Below are 13,914 nucleotides of genomic sequence, written 5' to 3'. Positions count from 1 at the left end.
GGATGCCTCCATGGCCAGCTCGGCCGATCCCGGTACGGACCGGACCAGCGTCTGGCTGGCCGCACGGCCCGCCGCACCCGTCAGGCGGCGCAGTGAGGCTCCCTCCGGTCTCGACCGGGACCGGATCACGGCGGCCGCGGTGCGGCTGCTCGACGCGGAGGGGCTGACGCGGTTCTCCATGCGCAGGCTCGCCGCCGGGCTCGGGGTCACCGCGATGTCCCTGTACTGGTACGTGGACACCAAACACGATCTGCTCGAACTCGCCCTGGACAGTGCCCTGGGTGAGCTCGAAGAGCCGGCCGGGCCGCCCGTGGAGGGCTGGCCCGGCCGGCTCCGGTCGTTGGCCCGCGGTTACCGCCGGCTGATCGTGAAGCACCCGTGGGTGGCCCCGCTGACCGCGGCGTACCCGAACATCGGCCCGCACGCGCGGGCCTTCGACTCCGCCCTGCACCGGCTGCTGGACACCACCGGTCTGACGGACGTGGCCCGGACCGGAGCCCAGCTGGCCGTCTCGCAGTTCCTGCACGGTTGTGGCGGCTCGGTCCGGCGGCCGCCCGACGGGGAGTTCTGCCTCGCGCTCGACGTCCTGATCGCCGGGATCGAGGCCCACGCGGCCCCCGCCGGGCGCACGGCGCCCGCAGCCCCGTAGCACCGGACCGCCCGACCGGTCCGCCCGACCGGTCCGCCCGACCGGTCCGTCCGACCGGTCCGTCCGACCGGTCCGTCCGTCCGGACCGTCCGCTACTCCGCCGGAGCGGGCGCCGGAGCCGGGGCCACGGCCTGGGCCGTGCCCGTGCCCGTGGCCGTGCCCGTGCCTGCGGAGGAGGCTGCTGCCGGGTCGTGTGCGGCCGGCTTCGACCTCAGGGCGACCTCCTTGATGAACACCACCAGCACCAGGGCGAGCAGCGCGGTGGGGGCGGCGTAGAGGAAGACGTCGCCGACGCCGTGTCCGTACGCCGACTCGATGACCGCGCGGAACGGGGCGGGCAGCTTGTCCAGGTCGGGGATTCCGCCCCCACCGGTGCCGCCGTGGCCCATGGCCGCGGCCTTCGGGCCGAGGGCGGCCAGCCCGTCCTGGACGTAGTGGGTCACCCGGTTGGCCATGACCGCGCCGAGGGCGGAGACGCCCATCGCGCCGCCCAGCGAGCGGAAGAAGGTGACGACGGAGCTGGCGGCGCCCAGGTCCTCGGGGGCCACCTGGTTCTGGGCGGCCAGGACGAGGTTCTGCATCATCATGCCGAGACCCAGGCCGGTCAGCGCCATGAAGATCGCGATGTGCCAGTACGCGGTGTCGTACCGCAAGGTGCCCAGCAGGCCGAGGCCGGAGGTCAGGAGCACGCCGCCGGAGACGAGCCAGGCCTTCCACTTGCCGGTCTTGGTGATCACCTGACCGGAAACGGTGGAGGAGACGAAGAGTCCGCCGATCATCGGAATCGTGAGGATTCCGGACATCGTGGGGGACTCGCCACGGGCCAACTGGAAGAACTGGCTGAAAAACACCGTGCCCGAGAACATCGCGATGCCGACGAAGAGCGAGGCGCCCGAGGCCAGGCTGATGGTCTTGTTGCGGAAGAGCCGCAGCGGAATGATCGGGTCACTGGCCCTGGACTCGACGAGTACGAAGAGCAGGCCGAGGGCGAGTGCGCCGCCGGTCATCGCCCAGGTCTGCCAGGAGATCCAGTCGTAGGAGCTGCCGGCCTGGGTCACCCAGATCAGCAGGAGCGAGACGGCGCCGCTGATCAGGAAGGCGCCGAGCCAGTCGACCCTGACGTCGCGGCGGACGACGGGCAGGTGCAGGGTGCGCTGGAGCACGATCAGGGCGATGATCGCGAAGGGCACGCCGACGTAGAAGCACCAGCGCCAGCCGAGCCAGCTGGTGTCGGTGATGACCCCGCCGAGTAGCGGGCCGCCGACCGTGGCGACGGCGAAGACGGCGCCGAGGTAGCCGCTGTAGCGGCCGCGCTCGCGCGGGGAGATCATCGCGGCCATCACGATCTGCGCGAGGGCGGAGAGGCCGCCGACGCCGATGCCCTGGACCACGCGGCAGGCGATGAGCATGCCGGTGTTCTGGGACATGCCCGCGACCATCGAGCCGAGGACGTAGATCACCAGGGATATCTGGACCAGCAGCTTCTTGCTGAAGAGGTCGGAGAGCTTGCCCCACAGCGGGGTCGCCGCCGTCATCGAGAGCAGGGCCGCCGTGACCACCCAGGTGTACGAGGACTGTGTGCCGCCGAGGTCGCTGATGATCTGGGGCAGGGCGTTGGAGACGATCGTGGAGGACAGGATCGCCACGAACATGCCGAGCATCAGGCCGGAGAGCGCCTTCATGATCTGTGCGTGGGTCATGGGCGCGCTGTCGGACCCGGTCTCCGACCGGCCGTCTCCCCGCACACCGGTGGGTGTGGTCGTAGCCATGTGATTCCTTCTGTTGCTAGAAGCTCGATCGGAGTCGGGCCAGCAGGGTGTTGAGGTGGTCGATGTCCGTGTCGGACCAGCCGGCGAGGGCCTTCTCCAGTGCGCCGGTGTGGCGGGCGCCGAGCTCGGTGAGGAGCGTGTGGCCCGCCGGGGTCAGGCGCAGGATCCGGCAGCGGGCGTCGCCCGGGTCGGTGTCGCGGGTGATCCAGCCGCGGTCGGCGGTGTGCGCGACGTGCCGGCTGGTCACGGAGATGTCGACGGCCATGAGCTCGGAGAGACGGCTGAGCCGCATCTCGCCGTGGCGGTCGAGCACCGTGAGGACGGCGGCCGAGCCGGGCGGGCAGTCGGGGGGCAGGGTGCGGGCGAGGTCGCGCTTGACGGCGCCGATGCCGGTGAGCTGGCGGGCCAGTTCCGCGTAGCGCGTGGCGGGTGCGGTGGGCACGGGTGGTGCGGTCACCGGTGGCCTCCCCTCCGAATGTCGTTGCTTCGGGCAACCATATAAGCAGATGGTTGTTACAGGCAAATGAATCGGGGGGTGGGGCGGTAAAGGAATGGGAAAACCCGCTAGGGTCCTGCGCATGGCTGCGAATCACGACTCGAACCACAACTCACCGGCCCCCGAGGGCGACTACGACCCCGCGGGCAGCACTCAGATGTTCCGGGCGTTCGTCGACGAGCCCGTACCGGCTCCCGCTGTCCCGGGCTCGCGGATGCAGAACCGCGCCGCGCGCAAGTCCGGACCGGGCGCGGGCCTGTGGATCGGCCTCGGCCTCGCCGCGGTCGTCCTCATCGGCGTGGTGGCCTGGCTCGCGCTCTGACGCGCGTCAGTTCCAGGTGGCCGTGACCTTCCGGGTCTCCACACGCATGCCCAGGGGGACGCGCCAGGACTCGACGCAGACCCGGTAGGTCTGCGTCCGCGTCGTGTTGCCCGCGATCGGGGCCGGCAACGGCTGGGTCGAGGTGATCGTGGCCCAGTCGACGCCGAGGGCGCCGATGATGTGCGTCGCGAAGCCGACCGTGCCCGAACGGACCGGGGTGCCGCCGCTATTGGTGAACGCCACCGTGACCTGCTCGCACCAGCGCTCCGCCGCGGCGGTACGGACGGGCGCGCCGATGCTCAGCTTCGCCGCCGTGGCCGGAGGTGGTGCGGGCGGGGTGGTACCCGGCTTCGCGGGCGGGCTCGCCGGGGTCCCGGGGGTCGTGCCCGGGGTGGTGGGGGGCGTCGCACCGGGTGCGGTGCCGGGGCCGCCGCTGCCGGAGCCCTGGGGCGGCACGCCGCCGCCTCCGCCCGTGCCGGTGTCGCCGGGGGGCCGGTACCCCGGGGTGCTGGGCGGCGTACCGGTCGAGGGGCTGGCGGACCCTACGGACACCTCGGACCCTACGGACACCTCGGACTCCGCGGACGCGGAGGACCCGGCCGCCGGCCGCGGGAGCGGCTGGAACTCGACCCCGCCCTTCGGGGCCACGTTGTCGCCGGCGCCCCGCTCCGGGCCCGGGGCGGCCGCGCCCAGGGCCACGTAACCCTCGCGTGCCGGGCCGCCGCAGCCGGTCAGGGCGGCGGCGGCAGCCGTGGCGCACAGGACGAGGAGGACGGCTGACTGGGATGCCTTTCGCATCCCGGCAGTTTTCCTGACGCATCGTCAATTGGGAAGCCGGTGCGGAGGATTGCCGCAGCGTCCCGCGACGGGCCGAGACGCCGGCTACTCGCCGATCAGGCCGACCCGGAGCTGCGCGAGCGTGCGCGTGAGCAGCCGGGAGACATGCATCTGGGAGATGCCGACCTCCTCGCCGATCTGCGACTGCGTCATGTTCGCGAAGAACCGCAGCATGATGATCTGCCGTTCCCGGGGCGGGAGTTTGGCCAGCAGTGGCTTGAGCGACTCGCGGTACTCGACGCCCTCCAGCGCGGTGTCCTCGTACCCGAGCCGGTCCGCGAGGGAGCCCTCGCCGCCCTCGTCCTCGGGAGAGGGGGAGTCGAGCGAGGAGGCGGTGTAGGCGTTGCCGACGGCGAGACCGTCGACCACGTCCTCCTCCGAGACCCCGAGCACGGCGGCGAGCTCCGGCACGGTCGGCGAGCGGTCGAGCTTCTGGGCGAGCTCGTCGCTGGCCTTGGTGAGGGCCAGGCGCAGCTCCTGGAGCCGGCGCGGGACGCGCACGGACCAGGAGGTGTCCCGGAAGAACCGTTTGATCTCACCGACGACCGTCGGCATGGCGAAGGTCGGGAACTCCACGCCGCGCTCGCAGTCGAACCGGTCGATGGCCTTGATCAGCCCGATCGTGCCGACCTGGACGATGTCCTCCATGGGCTCGTTGCGGCTGCGGAAGCGGGCCGCGGCGTAGCGCACGAGGGGGAGGTTCAGCTCGATCAGGGTGTCGCGTACGTACGTCCGCTCGGGACTGTCCGCGTCGAGGCCGGCGAGCCGGTGGAAGAGGGAGCGGGAGAGGGTGCGGGTGTCGATCCGGGTGTCGATGGCTTCCGAGCGGTGGGACACTGCCGGCACTTCGCGCTGCTTTACGAGCGTGAGCACCTGTGAGCTGCCCTGGTCTACGGACATGCCACCCCCTTGAGGTCGCGGACGGTCGCGCTTCTCTGCGCGCCCGTCGGAGGAACGCAGCCTCCACCTGAATACCGGAGGCGGGGCTGCGGCAAACGCGGTTCCAGCAGAATGTCACATGTCGGCAACACGCTGTAGCGCCATGTCGACATGTATCTCCAGCGACAGAACACGATAGGCCTGCTCTAGGGCGGGAAAGTGCCGTTCTGTCAGGAAAAGCGGAGATTGATCTCCACTCGATCCGGCTAAGCCTCGATCCTGTTTGCGGATCGCAGCCGGGCGAAACTGCGGGCGAGGAGTCGGGAGACGTGCATCTGGGAGACACCGAGCTCGGCGCTGATCTGCGACTGCGTCAGATTGTTGTAGTACCGCAGGAGGAGGATCCGCTGCTCGCGCTCGGGCAGTTGTACGAGAAGGTGGCGGACCAGGTCGCGGTGCTCGACCCCGGCCAGCTCGGGGTCCTCGTAGCCGAGGCGGTCGAGCAGCCCGGGGAGTCCGTCGCCCTCCTGGGCGGCCTCCAGGGAGGTCGCGTGGTAGCTGCGGCCCGCCTCGATGCAGGAGAGGACCTCGTCCTCGCCGATGCGCAGCCGTTCGGCGATCTCGGGGGTGGTCGGGGTACGGCCGTGGAGGGTGGTGAGGTCCTCGGTGGCGGCGTTGACCTGGACCCACAGCTCGTGGAGGCGGCGCGGTACGTGGACGGTGCGGACGTTGTCGCGGAAGTATCGCTTGATCTCGCCCACGACGGTCGGCATCGCGAAGGTCGGGAACTGCACCCCGCGCTCGGGGTCGAACCGGTCGATCGCGTTGATCAGCCCGATCGTGCCGACCTGGATCACGTCCTCCATCGGCTCGTTGCGGCTGCGGAAGCGGGCGGCCGCGTACCGGACGAGCGGGATGTTGGCCTCGATGAGGGCGCTGCGGACCCGGGTGTGCTCGCTGGTGCCCGGCTGGAGGTCCTTCAGCTGTCCGAACAGGACCTGGGTGAGGGCCCGGGTATCGGCTCCCCGGCTCGGCGGCCTAGGGGGTGCCGGGGGCTCTTCCGGGGCCTCCTGCTGCGGCGGTACGTGGGACTCCGGCTGCGGGGGCTGCGGCGGGGGCTGCTGTGCGACCTGCTGTGCGACCTGTGGCGAGGTCGGCTGCGAGGCCTGCTGAGGGGTCTGGAGCAGGGCCTGCTGCGGGTCCCGGTGCGCGTCCCTGTGCGCATCACGGTGCGGTTCCTGCGGGTGCTCCTGCTGCGGGTCCTGCTGGGGTGGTACCTCAGGCGCAGTACTGGCCGGCACGGTCACGCCACCCCTTCACGTCACGTCATCAACTATCCGTCAAAAGCGGTCATAGCATCACAACACATGTGCACTGTGTGCAAGCACCGTATAACGCCGTGTTGAGGGCAAGTTGGGCATAACGGGACATCATGCCCCGTGTGCGGGAACGCAAAAAGCCCCCCACCCGTCGGAGTGGGGGGCCGGGAAGTCCGGAAACCGCTTCAGCGTACGGGTTCAGCGCACCAGTTCGGTCATGAACTCGCCGATCGCCGTTGCGGCATCCGAGATCCCCTGGAAGCCTATTTGCACCATATCGGCGGCTTTTTTGGGCTGAGTGATGATGACGAAGAGGACGAAGACGACGAGGGCGCCCGAGATCAGCTTCTTGGTTTCCACGTGCGCTGTCGGCCTCCCCAACCGGTTCTGCAAGGTCGGGAGAGTCTAGCCCGTCGTGTTCGAACACTCACCTGTCCTTTAGGGACCAATGACCCGGGGGTCCAGGCCCTTTGCCGGTGTGGCAGCGGCCCCGGAGGGCGCAGGATTGAACACGAGCCCACCGGTTCTGGCAGGAAATCGGTGAGCGAGGGACAGGACCTCACTGCGGGGTCCGAGCCGCAAGCTTCCCCCCTGACTGCGGCTTGGACTGGCAGGTTCCGTCCTCATCGGGGGAAGTGGCTTGTCCCCCCGATGCCACTTCCCCCGTCCCAACCGTCGAAGGTCCCGACTCCGGTCGGGGCCTTCTTCGTGTTGTCCGCCGGACGCAGTCCGCTCCGGCGGTGCTACTCCAGGCCGCCGGCCAGGTCGGTGATCGGCTGGACCGGGGCGATCACGGGCGCCAGCTGGTTCGGCAGCTCCATCAGCTGGTTGAGCTGGTTCAGCCCGCCGCCGACCTGCCCGCCGATCTCCTGCACCGAGGCCGGAGTGGCCCCCTGCGGCATGCCCGGGGCCGCCGACGGCAGGTCCGGGAGAGTGAGCGGGGAGATCGGTGCGGCGGAGGCGGCGGGTGCCGCGAGGCCCGCGGCGGCCCCCGCGAGGGCGAAGGCGGCGAGGATGCGCTGGGTCTTGGTCATGCCGTGACAACGGCCGAAAGGGCGGGCGGTCACGCGGGTGTCCCCCGGAAGCCGGAAGTGGGAGCGCCGGGCCGGGTCCGAACGCCGCACGCCGGGGTCGAACGCCGGGAGCCCGGGCCGGGTCCGGAAACGACGAGAGCCCCGACCCTTACGGGGCGGGGCTCTCGATCAGAGCGGTAGCGGTGGGATTTGAACCCACGGATAGCTTGCACCATCACACGCTTTCGAGGCGTGCTCCTTCGGCCGCTCGGACACGCTACCGAGAGAGAGCTTAGCCCAAGGTGACCCGTGCTCTGAAATCCATACCCTCGGCCGGGCGTCAGAGGTCGCGGAAGAAGTTCGTCAGCTGCCGGGCGCACTCCCCCGCGAGTACGCCACCGATCACCTCGGGCCGGTGGTTGAGCCTGCGGTCCCGTACGAGGTCCCACAGCGACCCGGCCGCGCCCGCCTTCTCGTCGGACGCCCCGTAGACGACCCGGGCCACCCGTGACTGCACGAGTGCGCCCGCGCACATGACGCACGGCTCCAGCGTCACCACGAGGGTGCACCCCGGAAGCCGCCACTCCCCGCGTGCGGCGGCCGCCCGGCGCAGCGCCAGTACCTCGGCGTGCGCCGTCGGGTCGCCGGTCGCCTCGCGCTCGTTGTACCCGGTGGCGAGGATCTCCCCGTCCGGGCCGAGCACGACGGCGCCGACCGGCACGTCGCCGGCCGGCACCGCCCGGGCGGCTTCCTGCAGCGCCAGGCGCATGGAGTCCCGCCACGGGTCCCGTACGGGATCGGGTGCGTACGCGGGGTCGTGCGTGGTGGTGTCGTGCGGGGTGTGGTGGTGCGCGGGAACCACTAGCGGACGGCCTCCAGCACTTCGGTGGCGCCGAGCGAGTCGGCGATCTCCGAGAGCGCGTCCCCGTCCAGGGTCATCAGTTGTTTGTGGCTCACCCCGAGGTCGTCGAGCAGCCGGGGGTCGCCGAGCGGGCCGGAGGGCGCCGGTTCGGCGCCGGCGCGGACGCCTTCGTCCACGTCCTCGTCCTCGTCCTCCTCGGTGTCGTCGTCGTCCGAGTAGGAGGCGATGGCTTCGTCCTCGCCGTCCTCGGTTCCGTCGAGGTCCAGCTCGTCGAGTTCGTCGTCCTCTTCGTCCTTGCCGAGCAGCTCGTCGGTCAGCATCGAGCCGTAGGAGCTGCGAGAGGCGGCGGCGGCGTTGGACACGTAGTAGCGCGGGTCCTCCTCGCCGTCCACGCGGACGACCCCGAACCAGGTGTCCTCCTGTTCGATGAGGGCTACCACCGTGTCGTCGTCGACAGCGGCGGAGCGGGCGAGATCGATCAGATCACTCAGAGACTCGACGTCGTCGAGTTCCATGTCGCTCGCTTCCCACCCGTCTTCGGTGCGCGCGAGCAGTGCGGCGAAGTACACCGTGACTCTCCCACTGGTCATAGGCGTGCCGGTTGGAGTTCCCCCCGGCCGGAGGTGGGCGGGATCCGGAACGGCCGTCGTGCTCGCCGTTTCTCACCCCTCCCAATCGGCATCGTGGCAGAAACGGAGCCATTGCGAGAGGTCTTCCGCGCCGTGGCGCTGGCCGCGCGTGTTGTACGGGGGCTCCTGCCGGGGGCCGCGCGGGGGCCGGGCGGGGTCCCCGGACGGCTCACCAGCGGAAGGTGCGCATGCGCATCTGCTGGCGCATCCGGGCGGCGCGGGCGCGTCTGGGCTGCACACGATCGCGCAGTTCCCGGGCCTCGTTCAGGTCACGGAGGAACTGGGCGCGGCGTGCTCTTCGCTGCGCGGTCGTCTCCAGTGGCTCGCGGTCGTCATCGGGCATGGGTCACCGCCCCTGGCTGGTCCGGTCCGGTCCGTCCCCCCGCATCCCCACCTTCCCTCGGACCGGCCGTTTGATGCCAGTTTCCGACGTGACGCGGTGCGAATTCGGTCAGATTCCGGCAGAGGCTGACAATTCCGACGGCTCCGTCAGGGTCGGGACGACCGCCACCGGACCGTGCGCGTGCTGCAGTACGGCGTTCGCGACCGAGCCGATCATCAGGGACCGGATGTGCCTGCGCGGGTGGTGGCGGCCGACCACGACCAGGGCCGCCGAGTTCGAGGTGTCGACCAGCCGGCCGGCCGCGTCCCCGGGCACCGCGGCCTGCTCGACGGACACCCCGGGGTACCTCGCGCGGAACGGCGCGAGCCGCTCCGTCTGGGAGCGCAGCATCTCGCGCTCGGCCGGCACCGCGTTCTCGTCCTCCCCCACCAGCGCCTCCGGCGGGATCACCGCGAACGGGCTGTCGATCACCATGGTCGGTACCGGCGGGACGCTGTACGCCGAGACCACCTGGAGGGTCGTCGCCCGCGCGAGGGCCTCGGCGAACGCGAACTCCACGACGTTGTCGGCGGTCTCCGCGGCGTGCAGCCCGAGCACCACCCGGCCCGCCGAGGGCTGGGAGGCGGCGGCCACGCCGCGCGCCTCGTGCGCGACCACGACGACCGGGCACGCCGCGCTGGTGGCCACGGCGCGGCTGTTCGACCCGAGCAGCAGCGCGGCGAAGCCGCCGCGGCCCCGGGAGCCCATCACCAGCATCCGGGCCCCCTCGCCGGCCTCCCGCAGCGCCTCCGGGACGGAGCCCTCCAGGGACTCGTAGCGGACTTCGGAGGGCAGCGGGCCCGCGGCGGTCAGGAGGGCCCGTATGCGGTCGCTGACGGGGTCCTCGAAGTGCTCCGGCTCGGTGCTGTCCTGCAAGGACGAACGGCGTGCGGCGTACAGCTGGGCACTGTCGGACAGCACGTGGGCGACGACGAGCCCCGTGCCGTGGCGCACCGCTGCGGCCCTTGCCCACTCCAGGGCCTTGAGGCTGTGTTCGGATCCGTCGACGGCAGCGATCACCATTGCGTTGGTCATCGTCCAAGCGTGCTGGGGGTCCGGGCGGGCCGCATCTCCAGGCCTTTCCGGGCGTGCCCGCCGCTTCGGGCGCGAAGGGGCGGGCACAGCGCGTAGCCTTTTGGGTGAGGGTCGCGTGTTTGCGACCATTTTCGCAGGTAGCGGCGTCGCTGGTCGTAGGTGAAGCCCGGCAGCTGAGTCAGCTGAGTCTTGGAGGATGTTGTGCGTTTGCAGGTCGTGGATCACCCCTTGGTGGCGCACAAACTCACCACGCTGCGCGACAAGCGCACCGACTCCCCCACCTTCCGGCGCCTCGCCGACGAGCTGGTGACCCTGCTCGCCTACGAGGCCACCCGGGACGTGCGCACCGAGCAGGCGGACATCGTCACCCCGGTCGGCCCGACCACCGGCGTGAAGCTCTCCCATCCGCGCCCGCTGGTCGTACCGATCCTGCGCGCCGGTCTCGGGATGCTCGACGGCATGGTGCGCCTCCTCCCGACGGCCGAGGTGGGCTTCCTCGGCATGGTCCGCAACGAGGAGACCCTGGAGGCCTCCACGTACGCGACGCGGATGCCGGAGGACCTCTCGGGCCGTCAGGTCTACGTGGTGGACCCGATGCTCGCCACCGGCGGCACGCTCGTCGCGGCGATCAAGGAGCTCATCAAGCGCGGCGCGGACGACGTGACCGCCGTGGTGCTGCTGGCAGCGCCCGAGGGCGTCGAGGTCATGGAGCGCGAGCTGGCGGGCACGCCGGTGACGGTGGTGACGGCCGCGGTGGACGAGCGGCTCAACGAGCACGGCTACATCGTGCCGGGGCTGGGCGACGCGGGCGACCGCATGTACGGCTCGGCCGAGTAGCCCCTGACCTCTGCGGGCCAGGGGCTACGGGTCCGAGGCGTACGGGTCCCGCTGCGGTCCCGCTACGGGTTCAGCACTTGGACGCGGGCGCGGGCTGGGGGTTGGCCAGGGCGGCCAGCGCCTTGTCCGCGTCGGCCTTCGGCGCGAGCTCCTTGAAGGCGTCGCCCAGGATCAGGTCGATGTCCGCGGTCCCGCGGGTGTCGGTCTGCTGGGTGGCGCCGGTCAGGCTGGTGCCCAGCACGGAGAAGACGGCCTTGTCCGTCTGCGGGGAGCCGACCAGTATCCCGGCGCCCGGGACCTTCTTGTCGAAGTCGGCGGGGGCGTTGCCGACCTTGCCGACGATGTATCCGCGCTTCTTGAGCTCGTCCCCGACGGCCTTGGCGAGGCCCGCGCGCGCGGTCGCGTTGTAGACGTTGACCGTGATCTGGCCGGGCGGTGGGAGCGCGGCCTGCGGCGCGGCGGAGGGTGCCGCGGCACTGCCCGCCTTGGGGGCCGGAGTGGGGCAGTCCTTGGCCGCGGCGGCGGATTTCGGTTTGTCCGCGTCGTCGTCGAAGACGTCGATGAGCTGGAGCGTCCCGTAACCGACCAGGGCGAGCCCGAGGATCACTCCGAGCGCGAGAAGGACGATCCGGCGGCGGCGTCGCGGGCGGGACATGCGGGGGAAAGCCGCTCCCGTGACGCGGTACTTTCCGCCCATGCCAGGGGGGGTGAGCATGCTCATGTGCGCAGCGTAATGCCGACCGTCGCGGATGCCCACTGAATCATCTGTTCATAGGGCAAGGGTGACCCGAAAGGCGCAACCGGGACGTAACCGGCACCCCGAATCGACCGCTGCGGGCTCGTGCCGTCCCGGCGGCGGTGTGCCGGGCGGATCAGCCCAGTTCGAGGACGCGTGCGTGCAGGACCTGGCGCTGCTGGAGCGCGGCGCGGACGGCGCGGTGCAGACCGTCCTCCAGGTACAGGTCGCCCTGCCACTTCACGACGTGGGCGAAGAGGTCGCCGTAGAAGGTCGAGTCCTCGGCGAGCAGGGTTTCGAGGTCGAGCTGGCCCTTGGTCGTCACAAGCTGGTCGAGTCGGACCGGGCGCGGGGCGACATCCGCCCACTGCCGGGTGGTTTCCCTGCCGTGGTCGGGATATGGCCGCCTGTTTCCGATGCGCTTGAAGATCACACGGAAAGCCTACCGGGCCGGTGCCTGCGGGCGCAGCCTTGCGATGACGGTGCAAAGGTGGCGAATAGCGCTATTTCGGGAGTGATAAATGAGCGAGAGCACCGACCCCGCGTCCCCGGCCGGCCAGATCGCCGCGGGGTACGCCTTCACCGGACCCGCGCTCGACCTGGGGGCCCTGCTCTGGGACGGGGCCTGTCTGCCGGACCTCCAGATCCGCATCCCGCTGTCGATGCTCAACCGCCACGGACTGGTCGCGGGAGCCACCGGCACCGGCAAGACCAAGACGCTCCAGCTCATCGCCGAGCAGCTGTCCGCCAACGGCGTCCCGGTCTTCCTCGCGGACATCAAGGGCGACGTCTCGGGCATCTCCGCGCCCGGTACGGCGAACGAGAAGATCACTCAACGGGCCGGGGACGTGGCCCAGGAGTGGGAGGGCGCCGGATTTCCCAGCGAGTTCTACTCGCTCGGCGGGATCGGCCCCGGGATCCCGCTCCGGTCCACCGTCACCAGCTTCGGTCCCGTCCTGATGTCCAAGGTGCTCCAGCTGAACCAGACGCAGGAACAGTCGCTGGGGCTGATCTTCCACTACGCCGATACCAAGGGCCTGGAACTGATCGACCTCAAGGACCTGCGGGCCGTCGTCGCGTTCCTCGTCTCCGACAAGGGGAAGCCCGAGCTCAAGGGCATCGGCGGACTGTCCACGGTCACCGCCGGAGTCATCCTGCGGGCGCTCACCGCCTTCGAACAGCAGGGCGCCGCCGAATTCTTCGGCGAGCCCGAATTCGACACCAGTGAATTCCTGCGGACCGCGGCGGACGGGCGCGGACTGGTGTCCGTACTGGAGCTCCCTGCGGTGCAGGACAAACCGCAGCTCTTCTCCACCTTCCTCATGTGGCTGCTGGCCGACCTGTACACCGATCTGCCGGAAGTCGGCGATCTGGAGAAGCCCAAACTGGTCTTCTTCTTCGACGAGGCGCACCTGCTGTTCAACGGGGCCTCCAAGGCCTTCCTCGAATCCATCACGCAGACGGTCCGGCTGATCCGCTCCAAGGGCATCGGCGTCTTCTTCGTGACCCAGACCCCCAAGGACGTACCGGCCGACGTGCTGGCGCAGCTCGGCAACCGGGTGCAGCACGCGCTGCGCGCCTTCACCCCGGACGACGCGAAGGCGCTGAAGGCGACGGTGAAGACGTTCCCGAACTCCCCGTACGACCTGGAGGAGCTGCTGACCCGGCTGGGTACGGGCGAGGCGGTGATCACGGTGCTCAGCGAGAACGGTGCGCCGACGCCGGTGGCGGCGACCCGGCTGCGGGCTCCGCAGTCGCTGATGGGGCCGGTCGACGCGGCCGCGCTCGACCAGGCGGTGAAGTCCTCGCTGCTCTACTCGCGCTACGCGGAGCCGGTCGACCGCGAGTCCGCGTACGAGAAGATCAGCGCCGAGCAGGCGGCGGCCGAGGCCGAAGCGGAGGCGGCGGCGGCCGCGGCGGAGGCCGAGAAGCAGGCGAAGGCCGCGGCGAAGGCGGCGCCGAAGCCGGACCCCTCGCTGGCGGAGCAAGTGGTGGGCAGCGGGCTGTTCCGCTCCCTGGCCAGGTCGATCGGTACGCAGCTGGGCCGCGAGATCTCCCGCTCCATCTTCGGCACGGCCCGGCGGCGCCGCTGAGGGGCCGGCGTCGCGACTGAGGGAGCGCGGGCGCCGCTGGGGAGCGCCGAAACCGT

The 13,914-nt window shown here is 70.8% G+C and carries 17 protein-coding genes and 1 tRNA gene; 4 read left to right on the top strand and 14 right to left on the bottom strand.

Annotation, left to right across the window (positions count from 1 at the left end; genetic code table 11):
- The first annotated feature begins 10 nt into the window (after positions 1-10).
- Positions 11-649, top strand: coding sequence for a TetR/AcrR family transcriptional regulator (locus tag OG389_RS18865; RefSeq protein ID WP_328299641.1), 639 nt, complete (start codon positions 11-13; stop codon positions 647-649).
- A gap of 92 nt (positions 650-741) precedes the next feature.
- On the opposite strand, the gene OG389_RS18860 is transcribed toward OG389_RS18865, so the two are convergent.
- Both OG389_RS18860 and OG389_RS18855 read right to left on the bottom strand, forming a co-directional pair.
- A complete protein-coding gene (locus OG389_RS18860; protein WP_443059305.1) occupies positions 742-2,418 on the bottom strand; it encodes an MDR family MFS transporter in 1,677 nt (558 codons plus the stop codon).
- A gap of 16 nt (positions 2,419-2,434) precedes the next feature.
- Positions 2,435-2,875, bottom strand: coding sequence for a MarR family winged helix-turn-helix transcriptional regulator (locus OG389_RS18855; protein WP_328299640.1), 441 nt, complete (start codon positions 2,873-2,875; stop codon positions 2,435-2,437).
- A 121-nt stretch (positions 2,876-2,996) separates the two neighbouring features.
- On the opposite strand from OG389_RS18855, the gene OG389_RS18850 reads away from it, so the two are divergent.
- Positions 2,997-3,236, top strand: coding sequence for a hypothetical protein (locus OG389_RS18850; protein ID WP_328299639.1), 240 nt, complete (start codon positions 2,997-2,999; stop codon positions 3,234-3,236).
- Between the two features lie 6 nt (positions 3,237-3,242).
- On the opposite strand, the gene OG389_RS18845 is transcribed toward OG389_RS18850, so the two are convergent.
- The 10 genes from OG389_RS18845 to OG389_RS18800 form a co-directional block, all read right to left on the bottom strand.
- A complete protein-coding gene (locus tag OG389_RS18845; protein ID WP_328299638.1) occupies positions 3,243-4,034 on the bottom strand; it encodes a hypothetical protein in 792 nt (263 codons plus the stop codon).
- An 84-nt stretch (positions 4,035-4,118) separates the two neighbouring features.
- Positions 4,119-4,973: an RNA polymerase sigma factor SigF gene (locus tag OG389_RS18840; protein WP_328299637.1), complete on the bottom strand. Its 855-nt coding sequence runs from the start codon at positions 4,971-4,973 to the stop codon at positions 4,119-4,121.
- Positions 4,974-5,218: 245 nt separating this feature from the next.
- Positions 5,219-6,139: an RNA polymerase sigma factor SigF gene (locus tag OG389_RS18835; protein WP_443059440.1), complete on the bottom strand. Its 921-nt coding sequence runs from the start codon at positions 6,137-6,139 to the stop codon at positions 5,219-5,221.
- A gap of 330 nt (positions 6,140-6,469) precedes the next feature.
- Complete coding sequence (locus OG389_RS18830; protein ID WP_214954785.1) at positions 6,470-6,631, bottom strand: hypothetical protein; 162 nt, start codon at positions 6,629-6,631, stop codon at positions 6,470-6,472.
- Between the two features lie 383 nt (positions 6,632-7,014).
- Positions 7,015-7,305 (bottom strand): hypothetical protein, encoded by a 291-nt coding sequence (locus tag OG389_RS18825; RefSeq protein WP_328299635.1) that lies wholly within the window; start codon positions 7,303-7,305, stop codon positions 7,015-7,017.
- Positions 7,306-7,479: 174 nt separating this feature from the next.
- Positions 7,480-7,566: transfer RNA gene (locus OG389_RS18820), tRNA-Ser, on the bottom strand.
- A gap of 58 nt (positions 7,567-7,624) precedes the next feature.
- Positions 7,625-8,053: a tRNA adenosine(34) deaminase TadA gene (gene tadA / locus OG389_RS18815; protein WP_328303906.1), complete on the bottom strand. Its 429-nt coding sequence runs from the start codon at positions 8,051-8,053 to the stop codon at positions 7,625-7,627.
- 92 nt (positions 8,054-8,145) lie between these two features.
- Positions 8,146-8,715 (bottom strand): tRNA adenosine deaminase-associated protein, encoded by a 570-nt coding sequence (locus OG389_RS18810; protein ID WP_328303905.1) that lies wholly within the window; start codon positions 8,713-8,715, stop codon positions 8,146-8,148.
- Positions 8,716-8,944: 229 nt separating this feature from the next.
- Complete coding sequence (locus OG389_RS18805; protein ID WP_328299634.1) at positions 8,945-9,118, bottom strand: hypothetical protein; 174 nt, start codon at positions 9,116-9,118, stop codon at positions 8,945-8,947.
- Between the two features lie 108 nt (positions 9,119-9,226).
- Positions 9,227-10,192 carry a universal stress protein gene (locus OG389_RS18800; RefSeq protein WP_328299633.1) on the bottom strand — a complete coding sequence of 322 codons (966 nt, stop codon included), beginning with the start codon at positions 10,190-10,192 and terminating at the stop codon, positions 9,227-9,229.
- Between the two features lie 201 nt (positions 10,193-10,393).
- Here OG389_RS18800 and upp point away from each other — a divergent pair, with 201 nt between their 5' ends.
- On the top strand, positions 10,394-11,029 hold the full coding sequence (gene upp, locus OG389_RS18795) for a uracil phosphoribosyltransferase (protein ID WP_328299632.1): 636 nt from the start codon (positions 10,394-10,396) through the stop codon (positions 11,027-11,029).
- A 70-nt stretch (positions 11,030-11,099) separates the two neighbouring features.
- Here the strand turns inward: upp and OG389_RS18790 are convergent, their stop codons facing one another.
- Positions 11,100-11,750, bottom strand: coding sequence for a LytR C-terminal domain-containing protein (locus tag OG389_RS18790; protein ID WP_328299631.1), 651 nt, complete (start codon positions 11,748-11,750; stop codon positions 11,100-11,102).
- A gap of 151 nt (positions 11,751-11,901) precedes the next feature.
- Complete coding sequence (locus OG389_RS18785; protein WP_112446725.1) at positions 11,902-12,198, bottom strand: type II toxin-antitoxin system VapB family antitoxin; 297 nt, start codon at positions 12,196-12,198, stop codon at positions 11,902-11,904.
- An 88-nt stretch (positions 12,199-12,286) separates the two neighbouring features.
- Between OG389_RS18785 and OG389_RS18780 the strand changes: the two genes are divergently transcribed.
- Positions 12,287-13,858: a helicase HerA-like domain-containing protein gene (locus OG389_RS18780; protein WP_328299630.1), complete on the top strand. Its 1,572-nt coding sequence runs from the start codon at positions 12,287-12,289 to the stop codon at positions 13,856-13,858.
- Positions 13,859-13,914: the final 56 nt, after the last annotated feature.

Source organism: Streptomyces sp. NBC_00435, assembly GCF_036014235.1.
Lineage (GTDB): Bacteria > Actinomycetota > Actinomycetes > Streptomycetales > Streptomycetaceae > Streptomyces.
The sequence above is the reverse complement of the archived record's forward strand: the minus strand, read 5'-3'. Positions and strand labels throughout refer to the sequence as shown.

What these genes read in the sequence shown, in the direction of transcription:
- OG389_RS18865 (WP_328299641.1), top strand. Translation starts at nt 11, where the DNA reads ATGGCCAGCTCGGCCGATCCCGGTACGGACCGGACCAGCGTCTGGCTG.
- OG389_RS18860 (WP_443059305.1), bottom strand. Translation starts at nt 2,418, where the DNA reads ATGGCTACGACCACACCCACCGGTGTGCGGGGAGACGGCCGGTCGGAG.
- OG389_RS18850 (WP_328299639.1), top strand. Translation starts at nt 2,997, where the DNA reads ATGGCTGCGAATCACGACTCGAACCACAACTCACCGGCCCCCGAGGGC.
- OG389_RS18845 (WP_328299638.1), bottom strand. Translation starts at nt 4,034, where the DNA reads ATGCGAAAGGCATCCCAGTCAGCCGTCCTCCTCGTCCTGTGCGCCACG.
- OG389_RS18840 (WP_328299637.1), bottom strand. Translation starts at nt 4,973, where the DNA reads ATGTCCGTAGACCAGGGCAGCTCACAGGTGCTCACGCTCGTAAAGCAG.
- OG389_RS18825 (WP_328299635.1), bottom strand. Translation starts at nt 7,305, where the DNA reads ATGACCAAGACCCAGCGCATCCTCGCCGCCTTCGCCCTCGCGGGGGCC.
- tadA (WP_328303906.1), bottom strand. Translation starts at nt 8,053, where the DNA reads ATGCGCCTGGCGCTGCAGGAAGCCGCCCGGGCGGTGCCGGCCGGCGAC.
- OG389_RS18805 (WP_328299634.1), bottom strand. Translation starts at nt 9,118, where the DNA reads ATGCCCGATGACGACCGCGAGCCACTGGAGACGACCGCGCAGCGAAGA.
- OG389_RS18800 (WP_328299633.1), bottom strand. Translation starts at nt 10,192, where the DNA reads ATGACCAACGCAATGGTGATCGCTGCCGTCGACGGATCCGAACACAGC.
- OG389_RS18790 (WP_328299631.1), bottom strand. Translation starts at nt 11,750, where the DNA reads ATGAGCATGCTCACCCCCCCTGGCATGGGCGGAAAGTACCGCGTCACG.
- OG389_RS18780 (WP_328299630.1), top strand. Translation starts at nt 12,287, where the DNA reads ATGAGCGAGAGCACCGACCCCGCGTCCCCGGCCGGCCAGATCGCCGCG.